Source organism: Steroidobacter cummioxidans (assembly GCF_003104955.1).
In genome coordinates, this window is record NZ_LSRW01000068.1 from 1 (window position 1) to 24,656 (window position 24,656).

The following is a 24,656-nucleotide window of genomic DNA, read 5'->3' on the forward strand; positions in this document are numbered from 1 at the left end:
GGCTCGGAGATGTGTATAAGAGACAGGTTCAGCGATGGCAACGTCGAAGTAACGAGACGCGAAACGTTTGGAATATTCGACCAGGCCGGAGCCTTCGCGCATCGCCGGCGTAATTGCGACCACTTTTGGGATCGGCAGCCGCCATGTCGCACAGCCATTGGCCGAACACCTGCGAGTAGCTCGGGCCGCTGGCTTTCTCTTTGAAGATCACGCCGCTTTTGGGATCGAACGGACCGGGGCCGTGCCACTTGATCGGATCGGCTTCGGCGGGCGCGTAGCCTTTGCCTTTGCGCGTGATCACATGCAGGAACTGTGGGCCTTTCAGATCGCGCACGTTGCGCAGCGTGGCGACCAGCGCATTCACATCGTGGCCATCGATGGGCCCGATGTAATTGAAGCCCAGTTCCTCGAAGATCGTGCCCGGCAGCACCATGCCTTTCATGTGCTCTTCGGAGCGGCGCGCCAGCTCCCACACGGTGGGCATGCGGCTCAACACCTTCTTGCCGCCTTCGCGCAGCGTCGCATACAACTTGCCGGACAGCACGCGCGCAAAGTAATTCGAGAACGCGCCGACGTTCTCCGAAATCGACATATCGTTGTCATTGAGGATGACTAGCATGTCGACATCGAGGCTGCCGGCATGATTCAGCGCTTCGAAGGCCATGCCGGCGCTCATGGCGCCATCGCCGATGACGGCGACCACGCGACGATCTTCCTGATTCGCAGCGGCGCCGATGGCCATGCCGAGCGCGGCGCTGATCGAAGTGCTGGAATGGCCGACGCCGAAGGTGTCGTACTCGCTTTCGCTGCGCGTTGGAAACGGGGCGAGGCCATCCGTTTGTTTGATGGTGTGCAACTGATCGCGACGGCCGGTCAGCACCTTGTGTGGGTACGCCTGATGTCCCACGTCCCACACGAGCCGGTCGTGCGGAGTTTCGAATACATAATGCAGAGCGACCGTGAGCTCGACCGTGCCGAGTCCGGCGGCGAAGTGGCCGCCCATCTGGCTGACGGTATCGATCAGGTACTGGCGCAGCTCCGCGGCGACTTGCGGTAACTCGCTGGCCGAAAGCTTGCGCAGATCGGCCGGTGAGCCGATCGCTGCCAGCAACAGATGAGGCGTGGCGGAATTCATGACCGGCGCAGTTTACAGGAAACAGGGTAGGCGATTACTGGCGCAGTCGGGGCAGGTAAAGGATGAATTCTGGCGCCCAAGATCAGTATTTCCTGAGGACCAGCCAGTCCGACATCGCGGCCAGCGGCGCGCTCTGCAGACCTGCTGCATCCAACTTTGCCAATGCCGACAGCGCCCGAGTGTGTAGCTCTTGCACACGCTCGTGTGCCGGCTCGATCCCTGCGACCGACGGATAGGTCGGTTTATCGTGCGCACGATCCGCGCCGGTGGCTTTGCCGATGACGGCGACATCGCCTTCGACGTCCAGCAGGTCATCCTGAATCTGAAAAGCCAGACCGGTGGCGCGAGCATATTCATCCAAAGCGCGCGCAATGTGATCGGGCAGGTGCGGAGCACAGGCCGCTGCCATCATCACGCATACATGAATCAGCGCGCCGGTCTTGCGGACGTGCATTTCTTCGACTTCCGCCAGCGACAGCTTGCGACCGATGGCCGCGAGATCCAGCGCCTGGCCGCCCGCCATGCCGCTGGTGCCGCTGGCGATTGCCAGCAAACGAACCAGCTCCAGTCGCACGCTTGAGTCGGTCGGCAGGCCGGGGCCTTCGGCGAGCAGCTCGAACGCCAGGCACTGCAGCGAGTCGCCGACCAGAATCGCGGTCGCTTCATCGTACGCTTTGTGACACGTCGGCCGGCCACGACGCAGGTCGTCGTCGTCCATCGCCGGCAGATCGTCATGGACCAGCGAATAGGCGTGAATCAATTCGACCGCGCACGCGGCGCCATCGAGCATCGACTCGGGAAGGCCGATGGCCGTGCCGGTCGCATAGACGAGCGCCGGTCGCACGCGTTTGCCGCCGCTGAGCACGCTATAGCGAATCGCCTCGTGCAGGCGGCTCGGTTGCGTCTCGACAGCCGGCAGTCGCGCCGACAACTCCCGCTCGACGCGGACCTGCCATTGTTTGAGCTGAGGCGCGAAGTCGGGATGCCGGCCCGCCGCGGGCGAGGGCTGGACTGCGCTGAATTGGACCGCCATGCGGTTAACGCTCGTCGTCCGCGTCCGTATCGAACGGTGCCGCGGCGAAATCACCCTCGGCGGCGCTGCGTCGAAGGAGAATCTCCACTTTCTGCTCGGCCTGCTTGAGTGCACTCTGGCACGAGCGCGTCAGTTGTACGCCGCGCTCGAAGTGGCGCAGCGAATCGTCCAGCGACAAGTCGCCGTGTTCGAGCTTATCAACGATGGCTTCGAGCTCGGCCAGCGAGCGTTCGAAGTCCGCGGTGGGCTCGACGGCGGTCTCGGTGGGTGTGGTTTTGCTGGTCACGATGGGCGTGGGCGTCATTGGCGGCGCGGCAAGCTTATAGGTTCTTGGTCGGCGGCGACAGTTGCTGCCAACCACGCTTGCGGCGTTGACTCCGCGAGCGGCCAGGACTAGATTCGAACCGATTAGACTATGTCTAATGATGGGGTCGACCCCTTGGGTGCGACCTCTCTGACAATTGTTTCGCCACTTCCTACCCGCCGGCAATTGAGGTGAGCTGCAATGAAGACTCTGAAAGGTACGAGCACCGAAAAGAATTTGAAGGACGCCTTCGCAGGCGAATCCCAGGCAAATCGTCGGTATCTTTACTTCGCAGCCAAGGCGGACGTTGAAGGATTCAACGATGTCGCTGCGGTGTTCCGCTCCACTGCCGAGGGTGAGACCGGCCATGCGCACGGCCACCTGGAGTACCTGGAGGCCGTAGGCGATCCGGCCACGGGCCTGCCGATCGGTCCGACCGGTGCGAATCTGAAGGCGGCCATCGCCGGTGAGACGCACGAGTACACCGACATGTACCCGGGCATGGCCAAGCAGGCCCGCGACGAAGGCTTCGAGGAGATCGCCGACTGGTTCGAGACGCTGGCCAAGGCCGAGCGCTCGCACGCCAACCGCTTCCAGAAGGCGCTCGACACGCTGTAATCGTTCGCCCCGCGCACGATGCGCGAGCGCGATCAGTTCCACAAAGCCGGCCGGCAGGGAGAACTCTGCCGGCCGTTGGCTTTGCGGACCGTTGGTTTCGCGTCATTCACTCAGTCCCAGCCATTCGCCAGGTAACTGCGTGTCCGAACAAAAAGTAACCAGCTCCGGCGCCCCGGCGCGCGAAGGCAGTCTCGAAGCGCCGACGCGCCATCCGATCGCCTGGCAGGATCCCGACTACGGCAACGAGGCGTCGCTGTTCAAAGAACTGGAGCGCGTCTTCGATATCTGTCACGGCTGTCGGCGCTGCTTCAGTCTGTGCAACTCCTTTCCCACCTTGTTCGACGCGGTCGATGAGTCCTCGACCGGTGAAGTGGACGGCGTCGACAAGAAGGTCTACTGGGATGTCGTCGACCACTGTTACCTGTGCGACATGTGCTACATGACCAAGTGTCCGTACGTGCCGCCGCATCCCTGGAACGTCGACTTCCCGCACTTGATGCTCCGAGCCAAGGCATTCAAGTTCAACAATGCCCCCGCGGGCGCGAAGCCAGTCACGGCGCGCGACAAGATTCTCAGTTCGACCGATCTGGTCGGCAGCATTGCCGGCATCCCGGTGGTGGCCGAAGCGGTCAATGCCATCAACAAGACCGGCTTCGGTCGCAAGCTGCTGGATCGGACGCTCGGGGTGGATCCGCAGGCGCCGGTGCCGGAATATCACAGCAACACTTATCGCAGGCGTCATGCCGCGAAAAAACATCCGAGCTTGGATGCGAAGCCCGCCGGTGATACGCGCGGCAAAGTGGTGTTGTTTGCTACGTGTTACGGCAATCGCAACGAGCCGCAGCTCGGCGAAGATCTCACCGCCATCTTCGAGCACAACGGCATTGCCGTGACCATCGCCGGGCGCGAGAAGTGCTGTGGCATGCCGAAGCTCGAGCTGGGCGATCTCAAAGCCATCGAGCAGCTGAAGAACGAAAACGTTCCGGAGCTGGCCAAGTGGGTCGACGAGGGCTGGGACATCGTCACGCCCGTGCCGTCCTGCACGCTGATGTTCAAGCAGGAGCTGCCGCTGATGTTTCCGGATGACCCGCAGGTCCTCAAGGTGCGCGATGCGATGTTCGATCCGTTCGAATACCTGTGGACGCGTTACAAGGCGGGCCTGCTGAGCACCGACTTCCCGCACAAGCTGGGCAAGATCAGTTATCACGTGCCATGTCACTTGCGCGTGCAGAATCTCGGCTTGAAGACGCGCGATGTGCTGATGCTCGTGCCGGGGACGCAGGTCGATGCGATCGAGCGCTGTTCCGGGCACAACGGAACCTATGGCGTGAAGAAGGAGTATCGGCAGGTGTCGATGAAGATCGGCAAGCCGGTGATCCGCCGCGTCAACGACTCGGGCGCCGACTATTACTCCAGCGACTGTCCGATGGCCGGTCATCAGATCGAGTCCGGTCTCACTGGCGCGGACACGGGCACGGCGACACCGCCGGTGCATCCGCTCACTCTATTGCGGAGGGCTTATGGCATCTGATCCCGTTCACCTTGGCCGGTTGAGCCGCGCCGATTTGATGAGCCTCGAGCAGTACTCGAGCGCGCGCAAGGAATTCCGCGGCCGCGTGCTGGACCACAAGCGCAATCGTTTGATTGCCATCGGCCCGAACGTGACCTGGGCCTTCGAGGACCGTTTCACCGTCCAGTACCAGGTACAGGAGATGCTGCGCGTCGAGCGCATCTTCGAGGCGGCCGGCATTCAGGATGAGCTGGACGCGTATAACCCGCTGATCCCGGACGGGTCGAACTGGAAAGTGACGTTCCTGATCGAGTTTCCGGATGCCGAAGAGCGCAAGCAGCGCCTGGCGGCGATGAAGGGCATCGAAGATCGCTGCTGGGTGCAGGTGGCAGGCCTGCCGCGCTCGTTTGCGATCGCCGATGAGGACCTGGAGCGGGAGAACGAGGAGAAGACCTCCTCGGTGCACTTCCTGCGCTTCGAGCTGAGCGCGGAGATGGCCGCCAAGGTCAAGTCGGGCGCGGCCGTGCAGGTGGGTATCGATCACCCGAGCTACCGCCATGAGGTGCAGTTGTCGCAGCCCCAGCGCGACTCGTTGGCTAAAGACCTGAGCTGAAAGGGTTTTAGCCTGGGTGGATGTACAGGCGAAGGCGCGTGCTAGAATCCGCCGCCTCCAATTCCGCCCCTAACGAAATCAGCTCGTTACCCGATGGCACAATCGTATAACGCGTCCGACATTGAAGTTCTCAGTGGTCTCGACCCCGTGCGCCGGCGTCCCGGCATGTACACGGACACGAGTCGACCCAACCACCTTGCCCATGAAGTCATCGACAACTCCGTCGATGAGGCCATGTCCGGCCACGCCAAGCGCATCGACGTCAAGGTGTACAAGGATGGCTCGCTGGAAGTGGCCGACGACGGTCGCGGCATGCCGGTGGACATCCATCCCAAGGAGAAGGTCAGCGGCGTCGAGCTGATCCTGACCAAGCTGCACGCCGGCGGTAAGTTCAACGATCAGAACTACAAGTTCGCCGGCGGCTTGCACGGCGTCGGTGTGTCGGTCGTGAACGCGCTCTCCAAGAAGCTGGAGACGTGGGTCAAGCGCGGCGGCAAGGAGTACCACATCGGATTCGCCTCCGGTAAGGCGACCTCCAAGCTCAAAGTGGTCGGCGATGTCGGCGGTCGCAACACCGGCACGCGCGTGCGCTTCTGGCCCGACGCCAGCTACTTCGACTCGGCGGCTTTCTCGATTGCGAAGCTGAAGCATGTGCTCAAGGCCAAGGCAGTGTTGTGCCCCGGTCTGCATGTCACGCTGGAAGTCGAAGGTGGCGAGAAGGAAGAGTGGCAGTACTCCGGTGGCCTGAAGGAATACCTGACCGAGTCGCTCGGACAGGGCGAGTGGCTGCCGCAGGAGCTGTTCACTGGCGCCATCGAAGGCGACAAGGAAGCCGTCGACTGGGCGCTGGCGTGGCGCATCGATGACGGTCCGCGCGTCGAGGAAAGCTACGTCAACCTCATTCCAACCGAGCAAGGCGGCACGCACGTCAACGGCCTGCGCGTCGGTCTCACCGATGCCATTCGCGAGTTTTGCGAGTTCCGCAGCCTGCTGCCGAAGGGCTTGAAGCTGGCGCCGGAAGACGTCTGGGACGGCGTCACTTACGTGCTGTCGATGAAGATGAAAGAGGCGCAGTTCGCCGGCCAGACCAAGGAGCGTCTGTCCTCGCGCGAAGCGGCCGCGTTCGTCTCCGGCATCGTCAAGGATCAGTTCGGCCATTGGCTGAACCAGCATCCGGAGTCCGGCGAGAAGATTGCGCAACTGGCGATCCAGAGTGCGCAGACCCGGTTGAAAGCCTCCAAGGCCGTCGCTCGCAAACGCGTCACCTCCGGCCCGGCGTTGCCTGGCAAGCTGGCGGACTGTTCGTCCGAGCAGCCCGAGCGCGGCGAGCTGTTTCTGGTCGAAGGCGATTCCGCCGGTGGCTCGGCCAAGCAGGCGCGCGATCGTGAGTTCCAGGCCGTCATGCCGTTGCGCGGCAAGATCCTGAACACCTGGGAAGTGGATGCCAGCGACGTGCTGTCGTCGCAGGAAGTGCATCACATCGCCATCGCGCTCGGCGTCGATCCGGGCTCGGACAAGCTCGACGGTCTGCGCTATCACAAGGTTTGCATCCTCGCCGACGCGGATTCCGACGGTCAGCACATCGCGACCTTGCTGTGCGCGCTGTTCCTGCGTCACTTCCGTCCGCTGGTGCTGGCGGGGCACGTGTACGTTGCCATGCCGCCGTTGTTTCGCATCGATCTGGGCAAGCAGGTGTTCTACGCGCTCGACGATGCCGAGCGTCAGGGCGTGCTCGATCGTCTCGCCGCGGAGCATCCGCGCGGCAAGCCGATGGTCACCCGATTCAAAGGTCTCGGTGAGATGAGCGCTCTGCAGCTGCGCGAGACGACCATGGCGCCCGAGACGCGCCGGCTGGTGCAGCTCACCGTCGATGCCAAGGACGAGGCCGATGCAACGATGGACATGCTGCTGGCGAAGAAGCGTGCGAGCGATCGCCGCGAATGGCTGGAGACCAAGGGCAACCTTGCCGAAGTGGTCCCCTGAGCCGCCGCGACTCGCCCTCATTCAATAAACATTTTCTGGATCTATGCAGCCTACGCAACCTGCTTTGAATTTCGAAGGCGTCGAACAGCAGCCGCTGCGCGCGTTCACCGAGAAGGCGTACCTCGATTATTCGATGTACGTCATCCTCGACCGCGCGCTGCCGCACATCGGCGACGGCCTGAAGCCCGTGCAACGTCGCATCGTTTACGTCATGAGCGAGCAAGGCTCGTGGCAGGCCGCGAAGCACAAGAAAGCCGCGCGCGCCATCGGCGACGTGATCGGTAAATACCATCCGCACGGCGACTCGGCTTGTTATGAAGCCATGGTGCTGATGGCGCAGCCGTTCTCGTATCGCTATCCGCTGGTCGACGGCCAGGGCAACTTCGGTCATCCCGACGATCCGAAATCGTTCGCCGCCTATCGCTACACCGAAGCGCGCCTGACTCGATACTCGGAGCTGCTGCTGTCCGAGCTGGGGCAGGGCACGGTGGACTGGGTGCCGAACTTCGACGGCACGATGGAAGAGCCGAAGCTGCTGCCGGCGCGCGTGCCGAACATCCTGCTGAACGGCGCGACCGGTATCGCCGTCGGCATGGCGACCGACATTCCGCCGCACAACCTGCGCGAAGTCGTGAACGCCTCTATTCGTCTGCTCGAAGATCCGGACACGCCGCTGCGTGAGCTGATGAAGGACGTGAAGGGCCCGGACTTCCCGACCGGCGGCGAGATCATTTCGCCCAAGGCCGATATCAAACAAATCTACGAGACCGGCAACGGGACGTTCCGCGCGCGGGCCACCTATGAGCTGGAGGACGGCGAGATCGTCGTCACCTCGCTGCCGTATCAGGTGTCGGGCGCGAAGATTCAGGAGCAGGTGGCGGCGCAGATCAACGCCAAAAAGCTGCCCATGGTCGAGAACATCCGCGACGAGTCCGACCACGAGAATCCGACGCGCATCGTGATCGTGCCGAAGAACAATCGGGTCGATCTGGTGCAGGTGATGAATCACCTGTTTGCGACCACGGACCTCGAGCGCACCTATCGCGTCAACCTGAACATCATCGGTCTGGACGGCAAGCCGCGAGTGATGGGGTTGAAGGATCTGCTCGAAGAGTGGCTCAAGTACCGCATCGACACGGTCACGCGCCGTCTGCAGTGGCGACTGGAGAAAGTGAAGTCGCGTCTGCACATCTTGGAAGGCTTGCTGGTTGCGTATCTGAACCTGGACGAAGTGATTCGCATCATTCGTCGCGAGGACGAGCCGAAGCCGGTGCTGATGAAGCGCTTCAAGATCACCGAGATCCAGGCCGACGCAATTCTCGACACGCGCTTGCGGCACCTCGCCAAGCTGGAAGAAATGAAGATCCGCGGCGAGCAGGATGAGCTGGCTGCGGAGCAGGACCGCCTCGACAAGCTGCTCGGCAGCAAGGCCAAGCTGAAGAAGCTGGTGCGCGACGAGCTGGAAGCGGCCGCGAAGGAATTCGGCGACGATCGCCGTACCAAGATCATCGAGCGCGCCGCCGGCGTGGCCATCGACGAGACCGAGCTGGTGACGACCGAGCCGACGACGGTGATTCTGTCCGAGCGTGGCTGGGTGCGCGCAGCGAAGGGCCACGAAATCGATCCAACGTCGATTTCATACAAGACGGGCGACGCGTTCCTCGCCGCTGCGAGGGGCAAAAACACCCAGCAAGCAGTGTTCCTGGACAGCACCGGTCGCACCTACACGCTGATCGCGCATTCGTTGCCGTCGGCGCGTGGTAACGGCGAGCCGCTGTCGGGTCGCCTCGATCCGCCGGAAGGCGCGTCGTTCTCTGGCGTGCTGATCGGCGAAGCCACCGAGAAATGTGTGCTCGCTTCAGACGCCGGGTACGGCTTCGTCGTGCCGATCGGTGAGCTGCACTCTCGTAACAAAGCCGGTAAAGCCGTGCTCAAGGTGCCCGAGGGCAGCAAGGCGCTGGCGCCTGCGCTGGTGCCGGCCGATGAGAAAGCATTGATCTGTGCCACCAGCAGCGAAGGCAAGATGCTGGTGTTCCCGGTGAAGGATTTGCCGGAGCTGCCGAAGGGCAAGGGCAACAAGATCTTCGGTGTGTCCGCCAAGGGCGACGAGACCATGACGGCCATCGCCGTCATCACCTCGGAGCAGAATCTCGTGGTCCGCTCCGGCGATCGCAAGATGACCATCAAGTACGCCGACCTCAAGGAATACAAGGGCGAGCGCGCGCAGCGCGGCGCCGTGTTGCCGCGAGGCTGGCGGAAGGTCGATAAGCTGGAAGTCGAGCCTGCCTAAAGCGAGTTCGCGCGCGCTCAGCTTCCCTTGAGCGCGGACCGCAAGGTCGTCGAGGGCGCTTCGCCGAACAACTTCTGATAGTTGATCGCGAAGCGCCCGCCGTGATGCATCCAGTAGCGATGCGCGACGTCGATGACCTGCAACCCATCCCGAGCCCCCGCCAGCAAATCCTGGCGGGCCTGCTCGAATCTCTTCTGCCGCAGCCACCGGATCGGCGTGCTGCTGCGAAACCGCCGGAATCCATAGTGCAGCGTACGCGCCGGGACGCCGGCCGCCTTGACGATGTCCTCGAGGTGAATGTCCTCGGTCAGATGCTGCTGAATGAAACGCTCCGCGCGATGCACGAAGCCCGGCACGATGTTCGAATTGCTGGCGCTACTGACCTGATCCGGAAACAGCATCGCCCGCAGCAGGGTGATGAACGTATTCTCGATGCCCGCGCGCACGCCGTCGGAGCGCAGCATCGTGCTGCCACGATTGAACTCATTGCAGATGAAGCCGATATAGTCGAGCAGACTCTGGCTGGTCTCATCGATGCTCACCGGATCCAGTCCCTGCGCCAGTCGCTCGTTGCAGTTGGCATCGGATGTTTCTATGCGATGGCGAGGAATGCCCACCGCCAGATGCGCGTCCTTCTCGAAGTGAGTGAATCGATAGCCGACATGCGGGCTCATCAGCATCAACGTACCGGCGGTCAGGTCCCAGCTGCGCTCTCGGGAATGCATGAGCATGTTGCCGCGCAAGGGCACGACCAGCACGAAGTGGCTGCGCCGTGGCTCGTTGACCAGAATGTCCAGCTCGCCGCCATAAGTGATCTGATTGAACGAGATCTGCGCCAGCCGGCCGGCGCTATGACGAAACTCCAGCCGCTGCCGCTCGTGGTGCAGACGAATGTGATGAGGGAAGAACACACGGCTGACGCTTGCCACGGCCGTTTGCGCATCGATGGATTCGGTGCGCGACGATTTGCCCTCGGGCGATTCAGCCCGAGGCGCAATGAAGTAGTCGTCCGCCGACATGCGGCTGAACGTCGCTGAGAGTGATTGCATGAGCGCGGTAGACCACCGTCCAGGAATGAGGCTCCAATCCGTAAGAGCGTAATCCGCGCGTGAACTGGCTCACGCCGGGTCGAAAGCAACCCTTGCGCTTGGCCGCAGCACCTTGGCGAGCGCCAGGAAGTCCCAGCAATCGATGTTCAGGTGGATCTTGTCGCCCACCAGTTCATAGCGTGCCAGGCCGGTGAAGCGCGTCGCCCGGCCGGTGCAATCCGCGCCCTCGAAGTCGCCTTTCCAGGTGCCGGTGATGATCCATTCCGACGCCGCCTGAGTTCCTGAACGAAAGCGCACCGGAAACTGCACATCGAAGTTCGGCAGCGTGGAATAGACGTGACGTGCGAAGTCACGCAATCCAGCGTGGCCGTGCGAGGTCACGCCGAAAGCCAGGTCGATGTAGGTGCAGTCGGGAGTGAACAGCGCGCACAGGGCATCCACGTTCTGGGAATTCCAGGCGCTCGAGAGTGCATCGAACAGGGTATCGGCGGATTGTGTCATGAGGACCTCACACTTGAAGCATTGATCGGGCCGCGCGCTTTAGGTGCGGCCAGGTGGCGCCCCATCGCGATGAGCATCAGGGTCGCCGCGGGCAGGGTGGTTGCAACGTAGTAAAGGGAAGTGATCGATGCCGTTCCCTTGATCAAACCGATCACATAGGTGCCCAGTCCGATACCGACCATTTGCGCGGTAATCATCATGGAAGCAATCCACGCCACGCGCTGTGGGAACGCGCTGGCTGCGTAGGCGACCAACATCGGGAAATAAGCGGAACAGGCGGCGCCCGCGAACGCGAAGGCGCCGATCAAATCAGCGGCGCTATCCGAGATGGGCAACAAACAAAATGCCGCCGTCATCATGGGTGGCAACGCGAACAGGAATGCGAGTGGCGGGACACGAATGACGATGAACGACGCGAGCAGTCGACCGCCGGTCAACGCGCCCCAGAAACAGGTGAGGGCGAGTGACGCGGTTGCTGCATCCATGCCGCGCTCCTCCTGGATGAATAGCATGGCCCAGTTGGAGAAGATGCCCTCGGCGACCGAATAGATCACCGCGATGACGGCGCAGATCCAGAACAGGGTGCGTCGTTCCGGGCGCTGCGCTGGGACGCTGGTCGTTACTTCGCTCGTCGCGATCGATGGGAATGCGGCGAGCATCGCGGTCAGTGTGAGGATGAGTGTCACCGCCGACAGTACCAGCACGCCGAACAACCAGTTGTCCTGCTGAGCGAACGTCGACAGATAAATCGGCGCGAGCATCATGCCGACGCCGACGATCGTATGTAGCGCCGTAAGCGCGGTGTTGCTCACCGCAGGAAACAAAACGACGGGATACGCATTGAGCGGCCCGCTTCCCAGGCCGATTCCCAAGCCGATGCAACCGGTCGTTATCATCAATGCCGACAGCGCATGCGCTGGCGGCAGGGCTGCGCTGGCAGCCAAAGCGAGCTGCGCCACGAGCAAACAGGCGAGCGCGAGGATGAGCAGACGTTTGGTTCCCAGCACATTCGATAGCAGTCCGCCCGCCAGGCCGCCGACGATGGCGCTCAGCAATTGCGGCAGATAGATCGCGCCGTACTGTGCATCGCTGAAGCCGTGCAGTTGTTTGAGCAGCGCGCTGCTCGCGGGCACGCTCACCAGTGTCATGCCCAATATCAATCCGCCCGCGTACACGCTGATCGCGGCTGCGGTCGCGCTGGAGGAACGGCTCATCGGTCGGTCTGAGGTCGCCATGGTGGCGGGCGAGAGTACATGCGGCGCGAGCATTGCAATCGCTGTCCGCGGTCGTCGGTCCCGGTCTTGCAAACAAAGTTGCGAGAACTGGACAGCGGGCGTCAAAGCCGAATGTGTCGCGGCTCACAATGGGCCGGGTGGCTTGCAGAAACCGGCTCGCGTTGCCGGAACTGGCTTTGAGCAGGTCAATGCGCACAGAGAAGATGCGCTCGCCGGTCGTGCCGGCACGATCAGCAACGATGAGGTCAATGATGATGTTCGCTACGGTGGGCCGCGGCGCGGTTCATGGATGGTTTGCGCTCTTCTGTCTGCCGCTGGCCTTGGGCGGCGGTGGTTCGGTCTGGGCACAGGATGTTTCGGATGCGGTGCTGGAGGAACTCACAGTCACTGCCCGCAAGCGCGAGGAGAATGTTCAGACGACGCCGCTGGCGGTGAGCGCCTTTGGCGAGCGCGCTCTGCAGGAGCGGAATATTCAATCGGCGGCCGATATCACCGGCTATGTGCCCAACGTGCAGTTCGACAGCGTGGCGAGCGAGTCCGGCGGCGGCGCGGCGACGCAGATTGCGATTCGCGGCATCGGCCAGACGGACTATGTGTTGACCGTCGAGCCGGGCGTCGGCATCTATCTCGACGGCGTCTATGTCGGTAAGTCGATCGGCTCACTGCTCGACACAGTCGATATCGGACGTTTGGAAGTGTTGCGAGGTCCGCAGGGAACCCTGTTTGGCAAGAACACGCTCGGCGGCGCCATTCAGCTGGTGTCGCGGCGTCCGAGCACCGAGCCCGAGTTCTACAGCGAAGTAATCACGGGCGCGTTCGATCGCTTCGACGTGAAAACCGGCATGTCATCGCCCATCAATGACAGCCTGCGACTGCGCTTCACGGGCAGTTATCAAAGCCGCGATGGTCACGTGAAACGCGTGTCGCCCCTCACTGGCAGGGACACGGGCAAGCGACAGGGGAACAAGGATCAACTGTCCGGTCGCCTGGTCGCTGAAATCGATCTGCTGGATAACCTGCTCGCCACCGTCGCGATCGACGGCTCGCGCATCGATGAAGAGGCGGCAGGTACGATCGTTTTGAATGCCGATGAGAACGGCGGCTTCTCGTCCTTGTACAACGCGGGTGTGCCGGGTGGGGTGTGTCTGCCCAGTGCCGGCGCGGCGCGCTTCAATAATCCGCTCTGTTACAACAGTCAGTACGAGCGCTCGCTGTCGTCCCGTGAGACAACCAACAACAACGACGCTGCCAATTACTCCCAGGCCAACATCTGGGGCACGTCGCTGACGCTGGACTGGTCGCTCGATGCCTTCGATGTGCGCTCCATCTCAGCCTATCGCCGCGTGAGCGTCGACATCCTGCAGGAGCTGACCGGCTCGGCGTACTACACCGATACCATCGGTCAGCGCATTGGCACCAAGCAGCTCAGTCAGGAAATACAGATCACCGGCGATGCCTTCGACGATCGGCTGCATTTCGTTGCGGGCGCTTACTATCTGCGTGAAGAGGGCGAGCAGCGCTTTCCGGTGGACATCACGCTGGTGCAGTTTCTCTCCGGCGGCGCCATCGAGAACGATAGTTACGCGGCTTTCGGCCAGGTCACCTACGATCTGACCGAGCAGCTGTCGCTCACTGGCGGCTTGCGATACACGTATGAAGTGCGTGAGTTCAATCCTGGGCTGCAGGTCCTGCAGGGCTACAACGGCGGCTCGTCCGTACGCATTCCCGGATTCGTGAATCCTGTCGACGGCGCATTCGGCGCACCCGGCACGCCACTGTTTCCTGCAGGTTGGTACGAGCGCACTAGCGATGCGACCACGCCGATGGCGTCGCTCAACTACCTCTTTGCCAACGACGCGATGGCGTACGTGTCCTATTCGAAGGGGTTCAAGGGCGGCGGTTTCACGATGCGTTACTTCCCGCCGGTGCTGCCGGGGCCGGGCACCAATCCGAACGATATCGTTTCCTATGCCGGGCCCGAGACCGCGGTCACCTATGAAGTGGGCTTGAAGAGCGAGTGGCTGCAACGCCGGCTGCGATTGAACATCGCCGGCTTCCACACCGACTACGACGACATTCAGGTCACCTACAACATCGACCCGGATGGCGACGGACCGATCGGCAACTTCGTGCCGGTGTTGTCGAATGCCGCTTCGGCGCAGATTCGCGGCATCGAAATGGAAGGCTCGTTCGCGGCTACCGACTGGTTGCGAGTCGATGCGTCGCTGGGCTACGTCGACGCGGAGTACACGTATTTCTCGCCGTTGGCCCTTGCAAACTATCCGGGCATCGAGTCCGCCGAGCTGCCGAACACACCGAAATGGACAGCTAACGTCGGCGGCACGCTGACCTTCATGGACAACGTTGCGGGACGCCTCGCGCTGCGCGCCGACTACAGCTATCGCAGCAAGCAGTTCAAGGAGTTCACCAACAGCCCGGTGCTCGAACAGGACGCGTACGGCGTACTGAACGCAGCCCTCACTTATAAAACGGCCGACGAGCAGTGGCAGGTGTCGCTCGGTGGGACGAATCTCACCGACGAGGCGTACATGGTCAACGGACTCGCCAATCCCGGTACGGGGTTCTTCCAGGCGGCGGTGTCACGGCCACGAGAGTGGTATCTCAGCTTACGGTACGGCTTCTAAATGACGACGTTCAGCATGACAGTGACCGGCTCGCTGCCGATGCGGGAATACGTTCCCATCGCGCAGCATGCCGAGCAATATGGGTTCGATGAGGTCCACGTTTCGGACGATCTCATCATGCGGCCCGCGTGGCCCATTCTCGCCTTGATGGCGGCGCATACTCAGCGCGTGAAGCTGGGCCCGTTCATCGTCACTCCGCAGGTGGCGAGCCCCGTGTATCACGCGGCAAACCTTGCGGCGCTGGATGAGCTCAGCAACGGGCGCATGGTGTGCGGTCTGGGTCGCGGCGGCTTCAATCAGATGCTCGGTGTCGCGAAGCCGGTCAAGCCGGTGCGCGCGCTGAAGGAAGCGTACTTGATGATGGAGCATGTGCTGCAGGCAAAGACCGAGCCCTTCGACGGCGAGTTCTTTCAAGCGACCGCCGATCTGAAGTTTCAGTTCCCAACGCCGCGACGGATTCCGATCTTCATCGGCACGTGGGGACCGCAGATGGCGCGTATGGCCGGTGGTGTTGCATCGGGCATCAAGGCGGACTGCATCGGCAGCGGCGCTTACTTGTCGAAGCTGCGCACCGAGATGCTTGCGGGTGCGATTGAAGCAGGGCGCGATCCATCGAGCGTGCAGCTCATCGTTGGCCCGTTGTCCTCGATCGCGGACGATCGTGCGAGTGCGGAGGATTGTATTCGCGGCATGCTGGCGCTGATCCAACCGTTCCTTGCTCCGATGACGACCGCAGCGGGTCTCGATCCCGAAGCGATCGACGCGTCATATCGTGCCTACGTGAGCGGCGATCTCGCGCGCGCCAAATCGCTGGTACCGCAGCAGGCCATCCGGGCGTTCACGCTGACCGGCACGCCCCACGATGTGATCGAGCAGGTCGAAGAGTTGATTGCGGCCGGCGCGGATCATGTGTCGTTCGGCACGCCCACCGGTCCGGATCCGGCGCAAGCCATGCATCTTGTCGGCACCCAGATCCTGCCGCACTTCCGACGGAAATAATCGTGCACTCGTCCAGACGAATCAAAACAATCGCCGTGCTTGGTGGTACCGGGCGCGAGGGCAGAGGACTGGCTTTGCGTTGGGCGCATGCGGGCTATCACGTCATCATCGGCGGCAGAGATGCGGCTCGCGCGCAGACGACGGCCGCGACACTGCGTGAAAAGCTGAGTGCGACCGCTCGCATCGATGCAGCACTCAATCTCGACGCCGCTGAGCAAGCCGATGTGGTTGTGCTTGCTGTTCCGTTCGCTGCTCAGCTCGACACGGCTCTGCAGGTGCGCCCCGCGCTCGTGGGCAAAGTGTTGATCGATGTGACGGTGCCGCTCGTGCCGCCCAAGGTCGAGATCGCGCAGCTGCCCGGTGGGTCCGCGGTGGAACGACTGCAGGCGGCGCTGGGGCCAGAAGTCGCTGTCGTGTCGGCGTTTCAGAATGTATCCGCGCATCACCTTGCCGATCTGGATCACACGATCGAGTGCGACGTGCTGATCTGCGCGGACGACGATCGGGCGGCACAGGTTGCGGTGGAGCTGACCGAGGCCGCAGGACTGCAAGGCTGGCGTTGCGGTCCGCTGCGGAACTCGCTGGTGACCGAAGGGCTCACCTCACTGCTGATCGCGATCAACCGGCGCTACAAGGTGCCGGGGGCGGGCATTCGCATCACGGGTGTAACGGGCGCACATTGACGAGTTGTCGAATGGCGACCCAGGCGATCGTCGCATTGAAACATCCGGATCGGGCCAAGGCTCGGCTCTCAGGCAGCTTGACTGCGAAGTCGCGGCGCGAGCTGTACTTTCGCATGGCCGAACATGTGCTGAAGACGCTGCTGCAGACGAGTTCCATTGCGAGTGTGGCGGTGGCGACGGCGAGCGATGAAGTGGCGCACTTCGCGCAGCGGCTGGGCGCTTCGGCAATCGATCTCTATGTCGATCTCGGGACCCGAGCCGCGTACCAGCAGGCAATCGCCATCCATCGGCCCCGAGGCGAGTTGCTGCTCATCAATGGCGATCTGCCTTTTCTGCAGCCGGAAGATATCGAGATGCTGTCGCGGCACGGCGATGAGATCGTGATCGCACCCGACCGTCGCGACAGCGGCACCAACGCGCTTTGGTGTCGCACGCCCGGCGTGATCGAGCCGCTGTTCGGTGAGAACAGCTTCAAGCGTCACTGCAACGCGGCTCGCGCCGCGGGCGTCGTGCCTCGCGTCGTGAAGACGTTGGGGCTGGGATTCGATGTCGACGATCCGCAGGATCTGGAACTGATCGGTCACAGGGAAGTCGAGCAACCGAGATGGCTTTCGTGAGCTCGGTGGCCGGTGTGCTTGCGGCAGTCGGTGAGCGGGCGACGGTGGAGCAGGCCCTGGCGCTGCTCGATGTCGATTGGCGTTTGCTGGCGCCGGCAGCGGCCGACCGGCGCGATGCCGGCTTTGGTTCGCTCATCACTTATTCTCGCAAAGTGTTTATCCCGCTGACGCGGTTGTGTCGCGACGTATGTCACTACTGCACGTTTGCGACTACGCCCCGGTCTTTGGAGCGTGCTTACCTGAATATCGATGAGGCAGTCGCGATCGCGCGGGCCGGGGCGAGCGCGGCTTGCAAAGAGGCATTGTTCACGCTCGGCGATCGGCCCGAGACGCGATACTCGCATGCGCGGCGAGCGCTCGCTGAGCTCGGGCACGAGTCGACGCTGTCGTATCTGCAGGAAGTCGCTACTCGGGTGAGAGCGGAAACGGGGTTGCTGCCGCATCTGAATCCCGGCGTGATGGATGAGACAGAGTTCCGAACGCTGCGTCCAGTGGCGCCGTCGATGGGCTTGATGTTGGAGTCGGCGTCGACCCGATTGTCACAACGAGGCGGACCTCACTTTGGCTCCCCAGACAAGACTCCGGAGCGACGCTTGGCAAGCTTGCGAGCGGCGGGTGTTGCGAAGGTGCCGACGACCAGCGGCATTCTGATTGGCATTGGTGAAACGCGTCGCGAGCGTGTCGAGGCGCTATTGGCGTTGCGCGACCTGCATGATGAGTTCGGACATCTGCAGGAAATCATTATTCAGAACTTCCGCGCCAAGCCCGGTACGTTGATGGAGGATGCGCCAGAGCCGTCGATGGACGAGTTGGCGTGGACAGTGGCGATGGCGCGTCTACTGTTCGGGCCAAGGATGAGTATTCAAGTGCCGCCGAATCTTTACGTCGGTGACTTTACGCAGCTGATCGATGCGGGCATCAATGATTGCGGCGGCATTTCGCCCGTGACGCCGGATCATGTGAACCCCGAGGCGCCGTGGCCGCATGTAGATCGGTTGGCCGAAAGGTTGGCGCAGCGAGGTGCGACGCTGGTCGAGCGGCTCACGGTCTATCCGCAGTACATCGAGCGACGCGAGCAATGGATTGATCCGGCGTTGCATGCGCAGGTGTTGCGTTGGAGTGATGGTGGCGGTCTGGCGCGCATTGGTGCGTGGTCGCCTGGCGGCTCCGATTCACCGAGCGAGCAAGAGCTGAAGGAACTGACGGGGTCGCCAGCGCCGGGCGGGGCGAGCTCGATCGTCGCGACGGTGGAGGCATTGTTGGGCGGTGTCCGGGTGGGTGATGCCGCGATCGCTGAATTGTTTACGGCCCGCGGTGCCGATTTTCTGCATGTGCAGTCAGCAGCAGACGAGTTGCGCCGCGAGCAAGTGGGTGACGAGGTCACTTACGTCGTCAATCGCAACATCAACTACACAAACATCTGTTTGTACCGCTGCACCTTCTGCGCGTTCTCAAAAGGTCGATCACACGCGGCGCTGCGCGGGCCGGCGTACGTCATGGACTTGGAAGAGATCGGCAGGCGAGCTGATGAGGCGTGGCAACGAGGCGCAACGGAAGTTTGCATGCAGGGTGGCATTCACCCGAGCTTTGATGGCAACACCTATCTGGAAATCTGCCGCACTGTGAAGCGCGTGCAGCCTGATATGCATGTGCACGCGTTCTCGCCGCTCGAGATTACTCACGGTGCGCGCACGCTTGGTATCACCGTAGGCGAGTTTCTTTCGGAGCTGCGCAGCGCGGGATTGGGCTCACTACCGGGCACGGCCGCAGAAATTCTGGACGATGAGGTTCGTCGGGTGATTGCGCCTGACAAACCCAACACGGACAGCTGGGTAGAGGTGATGCGCACGGCACATCAGCTTGGCCTGCGCAGCACCGCGACCATCATGTTTGGCCATATTGAGAGCTATCTGCACTGGGCGCGGCATCTGCAGCGGGTGAGGGAATTGCAGGACGAAACCGGCGGCTTCACCGAATTCGTGCCACTGCCGTTCGTTCACATGGAAGCGCCGATGTATCTGAAGGGCAGGGCGCGTCGCGGGCCGACGCTGCGAGAGACGATCCTCATGCACGCGATATCGAGGCTGGTCCTCGGCTCACGCATTCGGAACATTCAAGTGTCGTGGGTGAAGCTCGGCCCGCAATGGGCGCAGCGTTGTCTGCTGTCGGGAGCGAACGACCTGGGCGGCACGCTGATGAATGAGTCGATCAGCAAAGCCGCCGGCGCCATCCACGGTCAAGCCTTCGAAGCTCCTCGAATGGCGGCTCTGATCGAGCAGATAGACAGGCGCGCGAGGCGGCGGACGACGCTGTATGGGTCGTAACTACCCCGATGGCGGATGCACAGGCCTGGTTCGTCAATGATCTCGGCCATAGCGGCGGACGGGGTGATCGTCGCTGATCAGGAGATTAACGAAATTCGGGTGGATGAATAACTTCTCGCGGCCGACTTTGATTTCTTTCAAGACACCAATCGATTCCAGTGTCTTCAGGTATGTCGAGGCGGTCTGGCGTTTGGCGAGCTTCGATTCGACGACGTTTTGGATTCTGCAATAGGGTTGGGTGAAGATGATCTCGACCAGTTCCCTGCTGTAGATCTTGGGTGCGTGCGTGCGGATATATTCCGTGGCCTGCGTTTGCAGACGCTGAATGGCTTTGATCTTCTCAGTAGTCCACGTTGAAGTTTGTGCCACTGCGTGAAGCATATAGAGAATCCAGTCCTCCCATCGGCCATGCGCAGTCACGCCGAGCAGTAATCGATAGTAGTCGCTCTTCGAGCGAATGATCGCGCGCGACAAATACAGAATCGGTAGATCCAGCAGGCCCAACTGGACCAGAATGAGCAGATTGAGTATGCGTCCGGTACGGCCATTGCCATCAATGAACGGGTGAATGGCTTCGAATTGATAGTGCGCGACGGCCATGCGAATCAACGGATCGATGCTGTCGTGCTCGTGGACGAAACGTTCCCAATTCGCCAGTTTCGATCTCAATAGCGAGTCGCCCTCGGGCGGTGTGTAGATAACTTCCTTTGAAGAATTATTGCCCAGGGCGACGCCAGGCACGCGCCGAATCTGCATCGTCGCACCCTTGATTTGGGTACAGACTTCGATAGCTGTATTGGTCGAGATTGGCCGCGTTTCGAGCGAACGGAAGCCGCGCTCCAGCGCCGTCCGGTATCTCAGGGCTTCTTTGGTGGCACTGTCGGGACTTTGGTCCTCGATCTGTGCGTAGCGGAACAGAGCATCGGAGGTGGTGACGATGTTTTCGATTTCCGAACTCGCCTGAGCTTCCAGCAGCGGAATGCTATTGATTTAGAGGACTGTCTGATTCGGCAGTTGCGCCCCGGCCTGCTTGAGGCCTTCGAGCGCGGCCCGAGCGGAGATACAGGCTTTCAGGATGGTCTTGGTTTCGATATCTGCCGCAGGCGGCAGCATCGGCAGCTGGTTGAATTGCCGCTGGGGATTGAACCTGGATGACGCCCTCGCCGGCGTCTTCTTGCTTTTCTTGGCGCGCATGGTCGCGAGCAGTGGCCACCGCCGATATGTTTACGCAATCGACATTTGGCCAGGACATGTCGAAATTTTCAAGTTTTATCGACATGTTCTCCGGACATGTCGATAGCATCGACATGAGGCCTCAGCCCATCACCACCTGTTCCGGCTCATTCACGAAGTAACCCTGAATGAACTCGATGCCCAGCTGCCACAGCACCGCCATCGTGTTCGCGTCCTCGACGCGCTCGGCGATGGTGCCGATGTTGCGGCCCTTGGCTTGATCGACCAGTTCGCGGACGCGGCTCTGCAGGGCCTGATCGACGGCCAGGCCTTGCATCAGCGTGCCGTCGACTTTGATGTAGTCGATGGGCAGGTGCGCGATCAGGCGTTGCGGGTCGCGGCCGGTGCCGAAGTGCTCGATGGTGAAGCGGAAGCCGATTTTTCGCAGGCCGTTGGCCAGTTCGCTGGCGTCGCCCAGATAGTCGGTGGCGATCTGCTCGCTGATCTGGAAGGCCAGACGGCTGGGCTCGATGCGGGACGACTTGAGCTGATTCAACAGCCACTGCAGCAGCGACTTGTCGCGCACCGAATCTTTCGACAGGCGCACGAACAATTGTTTCACCGGGCGGCTGGCGATGAAAGTCATGGACGCGCCGATCACCCAGCGGTCGATGTTCTTCATCAGATCGTTGCGTTCCGAGGCGGCCATGAATTCGGCGGGCAGCAACTCAGCGCCTTGCTCGTCGACCATGCGTACCAGCACGTCGAACATGCCCTTGTCTTCGCCGAGCAGGCTGGCGATGGGCTGTTGCATGAGGCGGAAACGGTTTTCCATGAGGGCGGCACGGATGCGCTTGACCCACACTTCATCGGCGGCTTCGCGCTTCGTGTCCTCTTCGCGGTGATCGACGATGTTTACTCGCGCACCGCCGGCCGTTTCGGCGGCACGGCGAGCGGACAGCGCATCGGCGATGGCGCTGCTGGCGTTCGGTGCGCGCGGATCGATCAGGCCGACGCCGACGCTGCAGGTGCAGGAGATTTGTTTCTCGCCGAGGCGGAACACTTGCGTGCCGACTTTGCGGATCAGGTTCGTGGCCCACACTTCGATGTCACGCGCGGTGCCGCGCTCCATCACCAGCAGCAACGTGCCGTCGCCGAAGCGACCGAACAAGTCGCTGCCCTGGCGGGTTTCGCTGACCAGGCCGGCGAACTGGCCGATGAAATCTTCGACGGCCAGCGGGCCGATGTCGTCGGCGATGGCGTCGAGCTTGTCGGGTTGGATGGCGACCATCTCGCGCACGCCCGCCTTGATGGGCTGGGCCAGCGACTTTTTCAGATGCTCGATGAAGAACCGCCGTTGCAGCGCGCCGGTGCTGGCGTCGCGTTCCAGCGCTTCGGTGAGCTGTTCGTTGAGATTGCCGGACTCACGCTTGCGAGCGGCAAAGCACAGGCGCACGGCGGGCTCGCCGTCGAACTCGGTGCGTGACAGTTCCAGGTCGAGCGGCACGCTCGAGCCGTCGTTCAGCAGGGCATGCGCTTTGAGCGCGTGGTTGGACCACTTGCCCTGCAAACACGCGACCAGGGCGCCCTTGAGCGCAGCGTGCACTTCCGTATCGAACACGTCCATCAGCGGCGTGCCGACCAAGGCATCGGCATCGCTGAAACCATACAGATCCAGCCACGCCGGATTGGCGTCGACGATGATGCCTTCCTGCACGTGAGCAATGGCATCGGCGGAGCCGGCCATGAAAGATTTCAGCTGATCGCGATATTCGCGTGCCGAGCTGATGGTGCTGTTGAGCGCGCGGGCCTGGCGATTCGCTTCCAGCTCGCGGGCGACCACACCGCGCAAGCGATTCGGGTTCATCAACGTGATTACGTCGCGCGCGCCCTGTTGCATGGCGTTGGCGATGATCTCCTCATCGACCTGATCGCGTGCGAACAGCACTGGCACGTCGGCGCCATATTGTTTGACCACCGTCATGACCTTGGTCATGTCGGCCGGGTCCGGGCCGACGAACGCCACCAGCATGTGCGCATTGATCTGCTGCAGAGCTTCGCCGAGGTCGGTCAGCTCCTTGATCCAATTGCAGCGCACGGCCACGCCGGCATTGCGCAGGGTGCTGTTGATCGCCTCGACGTTGTCCTGATGGCGGGTCAGGACGATCATCGGCACGGCGCTAGATTCGGCCAACGTACTACTCCAGCAAAAACTTCCAAACGACTCAGGCGGCCACGACGGCGGTCTTCGCCGGGGCGCCGGCGATCTCACGCACCAGCTTTGGCACCAGATAGCCGGGCAGGCGCGCGGTCAGCTCCTGGTGGAGTTGCAGCGCCCGGGATTCGGGCAGATCGAAGTGCGCCGAACCCCGCACTTTGTCCAATACATGGAGGTAATAGGGAAGGACATGCGTCTCGAATAGCGCTTCACTTAATTCGGCGAGGGCGTCGACGTTGTCGTTGACGCCTTTGAGCAGTACCGACTGGTTCAGCAGAGTGACGCCCGCCGCAGACAGCCGCTGGCAGGCCAGGCGCACCGAAGCGTCGACTTCACGGGCGTGATTGGCATGCATGACCACCACTTTCTGCAGCCGGACCCCCTGCAGCCAGTCGAGCAAACCGCTGTCGATACGCTCGGGGAGCACGATGGGGTAGCGGGTATGGACCCGCAGGCGACGGATATGAGGGATCGCCTGAAGCGCGTCGGTCAGCTGCTTGAGCCGGCGATCGCTCAGGCTCCAGGGGTCGCCGCCGCTCAGGATCACTTCGGTGATGGTCGGGTCGGCGCGCAGGTGCTCAATGGCGCCGTGCCAGCCCTGCTGTAGGGCCGACTCTTCGCCATAGGGAAAATGCCTGCGAAAGCAGTATCGACAATGAACGGCGCAGGCGCCGGTGGCCACGAGCAACGCCCGGCCCCGGTATTTGTGCAGCAGGCCCTGGGCGGCGCGCCGGTCCATATCGCCGACCGGGTCGGTAACGAAGCCCGCGACCACCTCGTTTTCCGCGGCAACGGGCAGGACTTGCAGGAGCAACGGGTCGTTCGGATCCCCCTTGCGCATGCGGGCCACGTAGCTGCGGGGCACTCGCAGAGCGAAATCTTTGGCTGCGGCTATCGCAGGCAAGACCAGCGCCGGGTCGAGATCGAGCCGGGTGCACAGTTCCCGGGGATCGCTGATCGCGTCCGCCAACAATTGCTGCCAGCCGGGTCCGTCCGCACCGTTCCGGGCGGTGGGCGCGAGCGCAATGGGGTCGGGCTGGCTGTTCAACTGGTTTGCGTAGGAGGTTGCGGCTATCATCTGCGCCCTTTGCCGGGCCTCGCGGGACTGCGGGACCGGTCCATTTTCGCAGACTTTCAGCCGCGGTGCCCAATGGCCAGTTACTCAACCAATGAATTTAAATCGGGCGTTAAGATCTTGCTCGAGGGTGTCCCGTATTCCATCGTCGAGAACGAGATGGTCAAGCCCGGCAAGGGTCAGGCATTCAACCGGGTCAAAGTACGCAATCTGAAGAACGGCAAGGTGACCGAGCGCACCTTCAAGTCGGGCGATACCGCCGAGGCGGCCGACGTCGTTGAAACGGAAATGCAATATCTCTATACGGACGGCGAGTTCTGGACCTTCATGAATCCGGAGTCGTTCGAGCAGTACACCGCCGGTAAGGAAGCGCTGGGCGATGGCTCGATCTGGCTGAAGGACGGCATGACTTGCACCGTCATGCTGTGGAATGGCGAGCCGCTGAACGTGACGCCGCCGGCGCACGTCGAATTGAAGGTCACCGAGACCGACCCGGGCCTGCGCGGTGACACCGCAACCGGCGGCGGCAAGCCCGCCAAGCTGGAAACCGGCGCCACGGTGCGCGTCCCGTTGTTCATCGATCAAGGCGAGTACATCCGCGTCGACACTCGCACCGGTGAGTACATCGCTCGCGCCAAGGCGCCGGCGTAA

Annotated in this window: 18 protein-coding genes and 2 pseudogenes; 11 read left to right on the forward strand and 9 right to left on the reverse strand. The window is 62.2% G+C overall.

The genetic code is table 11. The annotated features are described in order from the left end of the window. The 3 genes and pseudogenes from dxs to D0550_RS26570 form a co-directional block, all read right to left on the reverse strand. A pseudogene (gene dxs / locus D0550_RS26560) lies at window positions 1-1,135 on the reverse strand (1-deoxy-D-xylulose-5-phosphate synthase); the annotation flags it as partial. An 82-nt stretch (window positions 1,136-1,217) separates the two neighbouring features. Continuing rightward, window positions 1,218-2,168: a polyprenyl synthetase family protein gene (locus D0550_RS26565; RefSeq protein ID WP_116812227.1), complete on the reverse strand. Its 951-nt coding sequence runs from the start codon at window positions 2,166-2,168 to the stop codon at window positions 1,218-1,220. A 4-nt stretch (window positions 2,169-2,172) separates the two neighbouring features. Beyond that, on the reverse strand, window positions 2,173-2,472 hold the full coding sequence (locus D0550_RS26570) for an exodeoxyribonuclease VII small subunit (RefSeq protein WP_116812228.1): 300 nt from the start codon (window positions 2,470-2,472) through the stop codon (window positions 2,173-2,175). 201 nt (window positions 2,473-2,673) lie between these two features. Between D0550_RS26570 and D0550_RS26575 the strand changes: the two genes are divergently transcribed. The 5 genes from D0550_RS26575 to parC all read left to right on the forward strand — a co-directional run bounded on the left by D0550_RS26575 (window position 2,674) and on the right by parC (window position 9,486). Beyond that, complete coding sequence (locus tag D0550_RS26575; RefSeq protein ID WP_116812229.1) at window positions 2,674-3,090, forward strand: rubrerythrin family protein; 417 nt, start codon at window positions 2,674-2,676, stop codon at window positions 3,088-3,090. A gap of 139 nt (window positions 3,091-3,229) precedes the next feature. Further along, the gene (locus D0550_RS26580) at window positions 3,230-4,621 is read left to right on the forward strand and encodes a heterodisulfide reductase-related iron-sulfur binding cluster (RefSeq protein ID WP_116812230.1); all 1,392 of its coding nucleotides are present in this window, start codon (window positions 3,230-3,232) and stop codon (window positions 4,619-4,621) included. Further along, on the forward strand, window positions 4,611-5,213 hold the full coding sequence (locus tag D0550_RS26585; protein WP_116812231.1) for a DUF3501 family protein: 603 nt from the start codon (window positions 4,611-4,613) through the stop codon (window positions 5,211-5,213). The genes D0550_RS26580 and D0550_RS26585 overlap by 11 nt, the downstream gene beginning before the upstream one ends. A gap of 93 nt (window positions 5,214-5,306) precedes the next feature. Beyond that, on the forward strand, window positions 5,307-7,196 hold the full coding sequence (gene parE / locus D0550_RS26590) for a DNA topoisomerase IV subunit B (protein ID WP_116812232.1): 1,890 nt from the start codon (window positions 5,307-5,309) through the stop codon (window positions 7,194-7,196). Window positions 7,197-7,239: 43 nt separating this feature from the next. Further along, a complete protein-coding gene (parC, locus tag D0550_RS26595) occupies window positions 7,240-9,486 on the forward strand; it encodes a DNA topoisomerase IV subunit A (protein WP_116812233.1) in 2,247 nt (748 codons plus the stop codon). 17 nt (window positions 9,487-9,503) lie between these two features. Here parC and D0550_RS26600 read toward each other — a convergent pair whose 3' ends face one another. The 3 genes from D0550_RS26600 to D0550_RS26610 form a co-directional block, all read right to left on the reverse strand. Beyond that, on the reverse strand, window positions 9,504-10,535 hold the full coding sequence (locus D0550_RS26600; RefSeq protein WP_116812234.1) for an AraC family transcriptional regulator: 1,032 nt from the start codon (window positions 10,533-10,535) through the stop codon (window positions 9,504-9,506). A gap of 69 nt (window positions 10,536-10,604) precedes the next feature. Continuing rightward, window positions 10,605-11,036, reverse strand: coding sequence for an ester cyclase (locus tag D0550_RS26605; protein WP_116812235.1), 432 nt, complete (start codon window positions 11,034-11,036; stop codon window positions 10,605-10,607). Next, the gene (locus tag D0550_RS26610) at window positions 11,033-12,250 is read right to left on the reverse strand and encodes an MFS transporter (RefSeq protein WP_161966066.1); all 1,218 of its coding nucleotides are present in this window, start codon (window positions 12,248-12,250) and stop codon (window positions 11,033-11,035) included. Before D0550_RS26610 ends, D0550_RS26605 begins: the two co-directional genes overlap by 4 nt. Window positions 12,251-12,519: 269 nt before the next feature. Between D0550_RS26610 and D0550_RS26615 the strand changes: the two genes are divergently transcribed. The 5 genes from D0550_RS26615 to cofH are packed head-to-tail and all read left to right on the forward strand — an operon-like array spanning window position 12,520 to window position 19,539. Beyond that, window positions 12,520-14,916, forward strand: coding sequence for a TonB-dependent receptor (locus D0550_RS26615; protein ID WP_206606560.1), 2,397 nt, complete (start codon window positions 12,520-12,522; stop codon window positions 14,914-14,916). Continuing rightward, window positions 14,917-15,915, forward strand: a complete 999-nt coding sequence (locus D0550_RS26620; RefSeq protein WP_116812237.1) for an LLM class flavin-dependent oxidoreductase — start codon at window positions 14,917-14,919, stop codon at window positions 15,913-15,915. It begins immediately after the preceding gene. A 2-nt stretch (window positions 15,916-15,917) separates the two neighbouring features. Beyond that, the gene (npdG, locus tag D0550_RS26625; protein WP_206606561.1) at window positions 15,918-16,598 is read left to right on the forward strand and encodes an NADPH-dependent F420 reductase; all 681 of its coding nucleotides are present in this window, start codon (window positions 15,918-15,920) and stop codon (window positions 16,596-16,598) included. An 11-nt stretch (window positions 16,599-16,609) separates the two neighbouring features. Next, the gene (gene cofC / locus D0550_RS26630) at window positions 16,610-17,215 is read left to right on the forward strand and encodes a 2-phospho-L-lactate guanylyltransferase (protein WP_116812238.1); all 606 of its coding nucleotides are present in this window, start codon (window positions 16,610-16,612) and stop codon (window positions 17,213-17,215) included. Beyond that, entirely contained in the window at window positions 17,203-19,539 is a 2,337-nt protein-coding gene (gene cofH, locus D0550_RS26635) for a 5-amino-6-(D-ribitylamino)uracil--L-tyrosine 4-hydroxyphenyl transferase CofH (protein ID WP_116812239.1), read from the forward strand. Before cofC ends, cofH begins: the two co-directional genes overlap by 13 nt. A 33-nt stretch (window positions 19,540-19,572) precedes the next feature. Here cofH and fic read toward each other — a convergent pair. From fic to epmB, 3 genes and pseudogenes are all read right to left on the reverse strand, one after another. Continuing rightward, window positions 19,573-20,733: pseudogene (gene fic, locus D0550_RS36525) on the reverse strand (protein adenylyltransferase Fic). A gap of 121 nt (window positions 20,734-20,854) precedes the next feature. After that, window positions 20,855-22,906: an EAL domain-containing response regulator gene (locus tag D0550_RS26645; protein WP_153067360.1), complete on the reverse strand. Its 2,052-nt coding sequence runs from the start codon at window positions 22,904-22,906 to the stop codon at window positions 20,855-20,857. 31 nt (window positions 22,907-22,937) lie between these two features. Then, window positions 22,938-24,008, reverse strand: coding sequence for an EF-P beta-lysylation protein EpmB (gene epmB / locus D0550_RS26650; RefSeq protein ID WP_116812241.1), 1,071 nt, complete (start codon window positions 24,006-24,008; stop codon window positions 22,938-22,940). A gap of 72 nt (window positions 24,009-24,080) precedes the next feature. On the opposite strand from epmB, the gene efp reads away from it, so the two are divergent. Then, complete coding sequence (gene efp, locus D0550_RS26655; RefSeq protein WP_116812242.1) at window positions 24,081-24,656, forward strand: elongation factor P; 576 nt, start codon at window positions 24,081-24,083, stop codon at window positions 24,654-24,656.

Bases quoted from the DNA above. Each gene is read 5' to 3' on its own strand.
- D0550_RS26565 (WP_116812227.1), bottom strand. From the start codon at position 2,168: ATGGCGGTCCAATTCAGCGCAGTCCAGCCCTCGCCCGCGGCGGGCCGG.
- parE (WP_116812232.1), top strand. From the start codon at position 5,307: ATGGCACAATCGTATAACGCGTCCGACATTGAAGTTCTCAGTGGTCTC.
- D0550_RS26620 (WP_116812237.1), top strand. From the start codon at position 14,917: ATGACGACGTTCAGCATGACAGTGACCGGCTCGCTGCCGATGCGGGAA.
- D0550_RS26600 (WP_116812234.1), bottom strand. From the start codon at position 10,535: ATGCAATCACTCTCAGCGACGTTCAGCCGCATGTCGGCGGACGACTAC.
- efp (WP_116812242.1), top strand. From the start codon at position 24,081: ATGGCCAGTTACTCAACCAATGAATTTAAATCGGGCGTTAAGATCTTG.
- epmB (WP_116812241.1), bottom strand. From the start codon at position 24,008: ATGATAGCCGCAACCTCCTACGCAAACCAGTTGAACAGCCAGCCCGAC.
- cofH (WP_116812239.1), top strand. From the start codon at position 17,203: ATGGCTTTCGTGAGCTCGGTGGCCGGTGTGCTTGCGGCAGTCGGTGAG.
- cofC (WP_116812238.1), top strand. From the start codon at position 16,610: ATGGCGACCCAGGCGATCGTCGCATTGAAACATCCGGATCGGGCCAAG.
- D0550_RS26610 (WP_161966066.1), bottom strand. From the start codon at position 12,250: ATGAGCCGTTCCTCCAGCGCGACCGCAGCCGCGATCAGCGTGTACGCG.
- parC (WP_116812233.1), top strand. From the start codon at position 7,240: ATGCAGCCTACGCAACCTGCTTTGAATTTCGAAGGCGTCGAACAGCAG.
- D0550_RS26585 (WP_116812231.1), top strand. From the start codon at position 4,611: ATGGCATCTGATCCCGTTCACCTTGGCCGGTTGAGCCGCGCCGATTTG.
- D0550_RS26575 (WP_116812229.1), top strand. From the start codon at position 2,674: ATGAAGACTCTGAAAGGTACGAGCACCGAAAAGAATTTGAAGGACGCC.
- D0550_RS26615 (WP_206606560.1), top strand. From the start codon at position 12,520: ATGATGATGTTCGCTACGGTGGGCCGCGGCGCGGTTCATGGATGGTTT.
- D0550_RS26570 (WP_116812228.1), bottom strand. From the start codon at position 2,472: ATGACGCCCACGCCCATCGTGACCAGCAAAACCACACCCACCGAGACC.
- D0550_RS26605 (WP_116812235.1), bottom strand. From the start codon at position 11,036: ATGACACAATCCGCCGATACCCTGTTCGATGCACTCTCGAGCGCCTGG.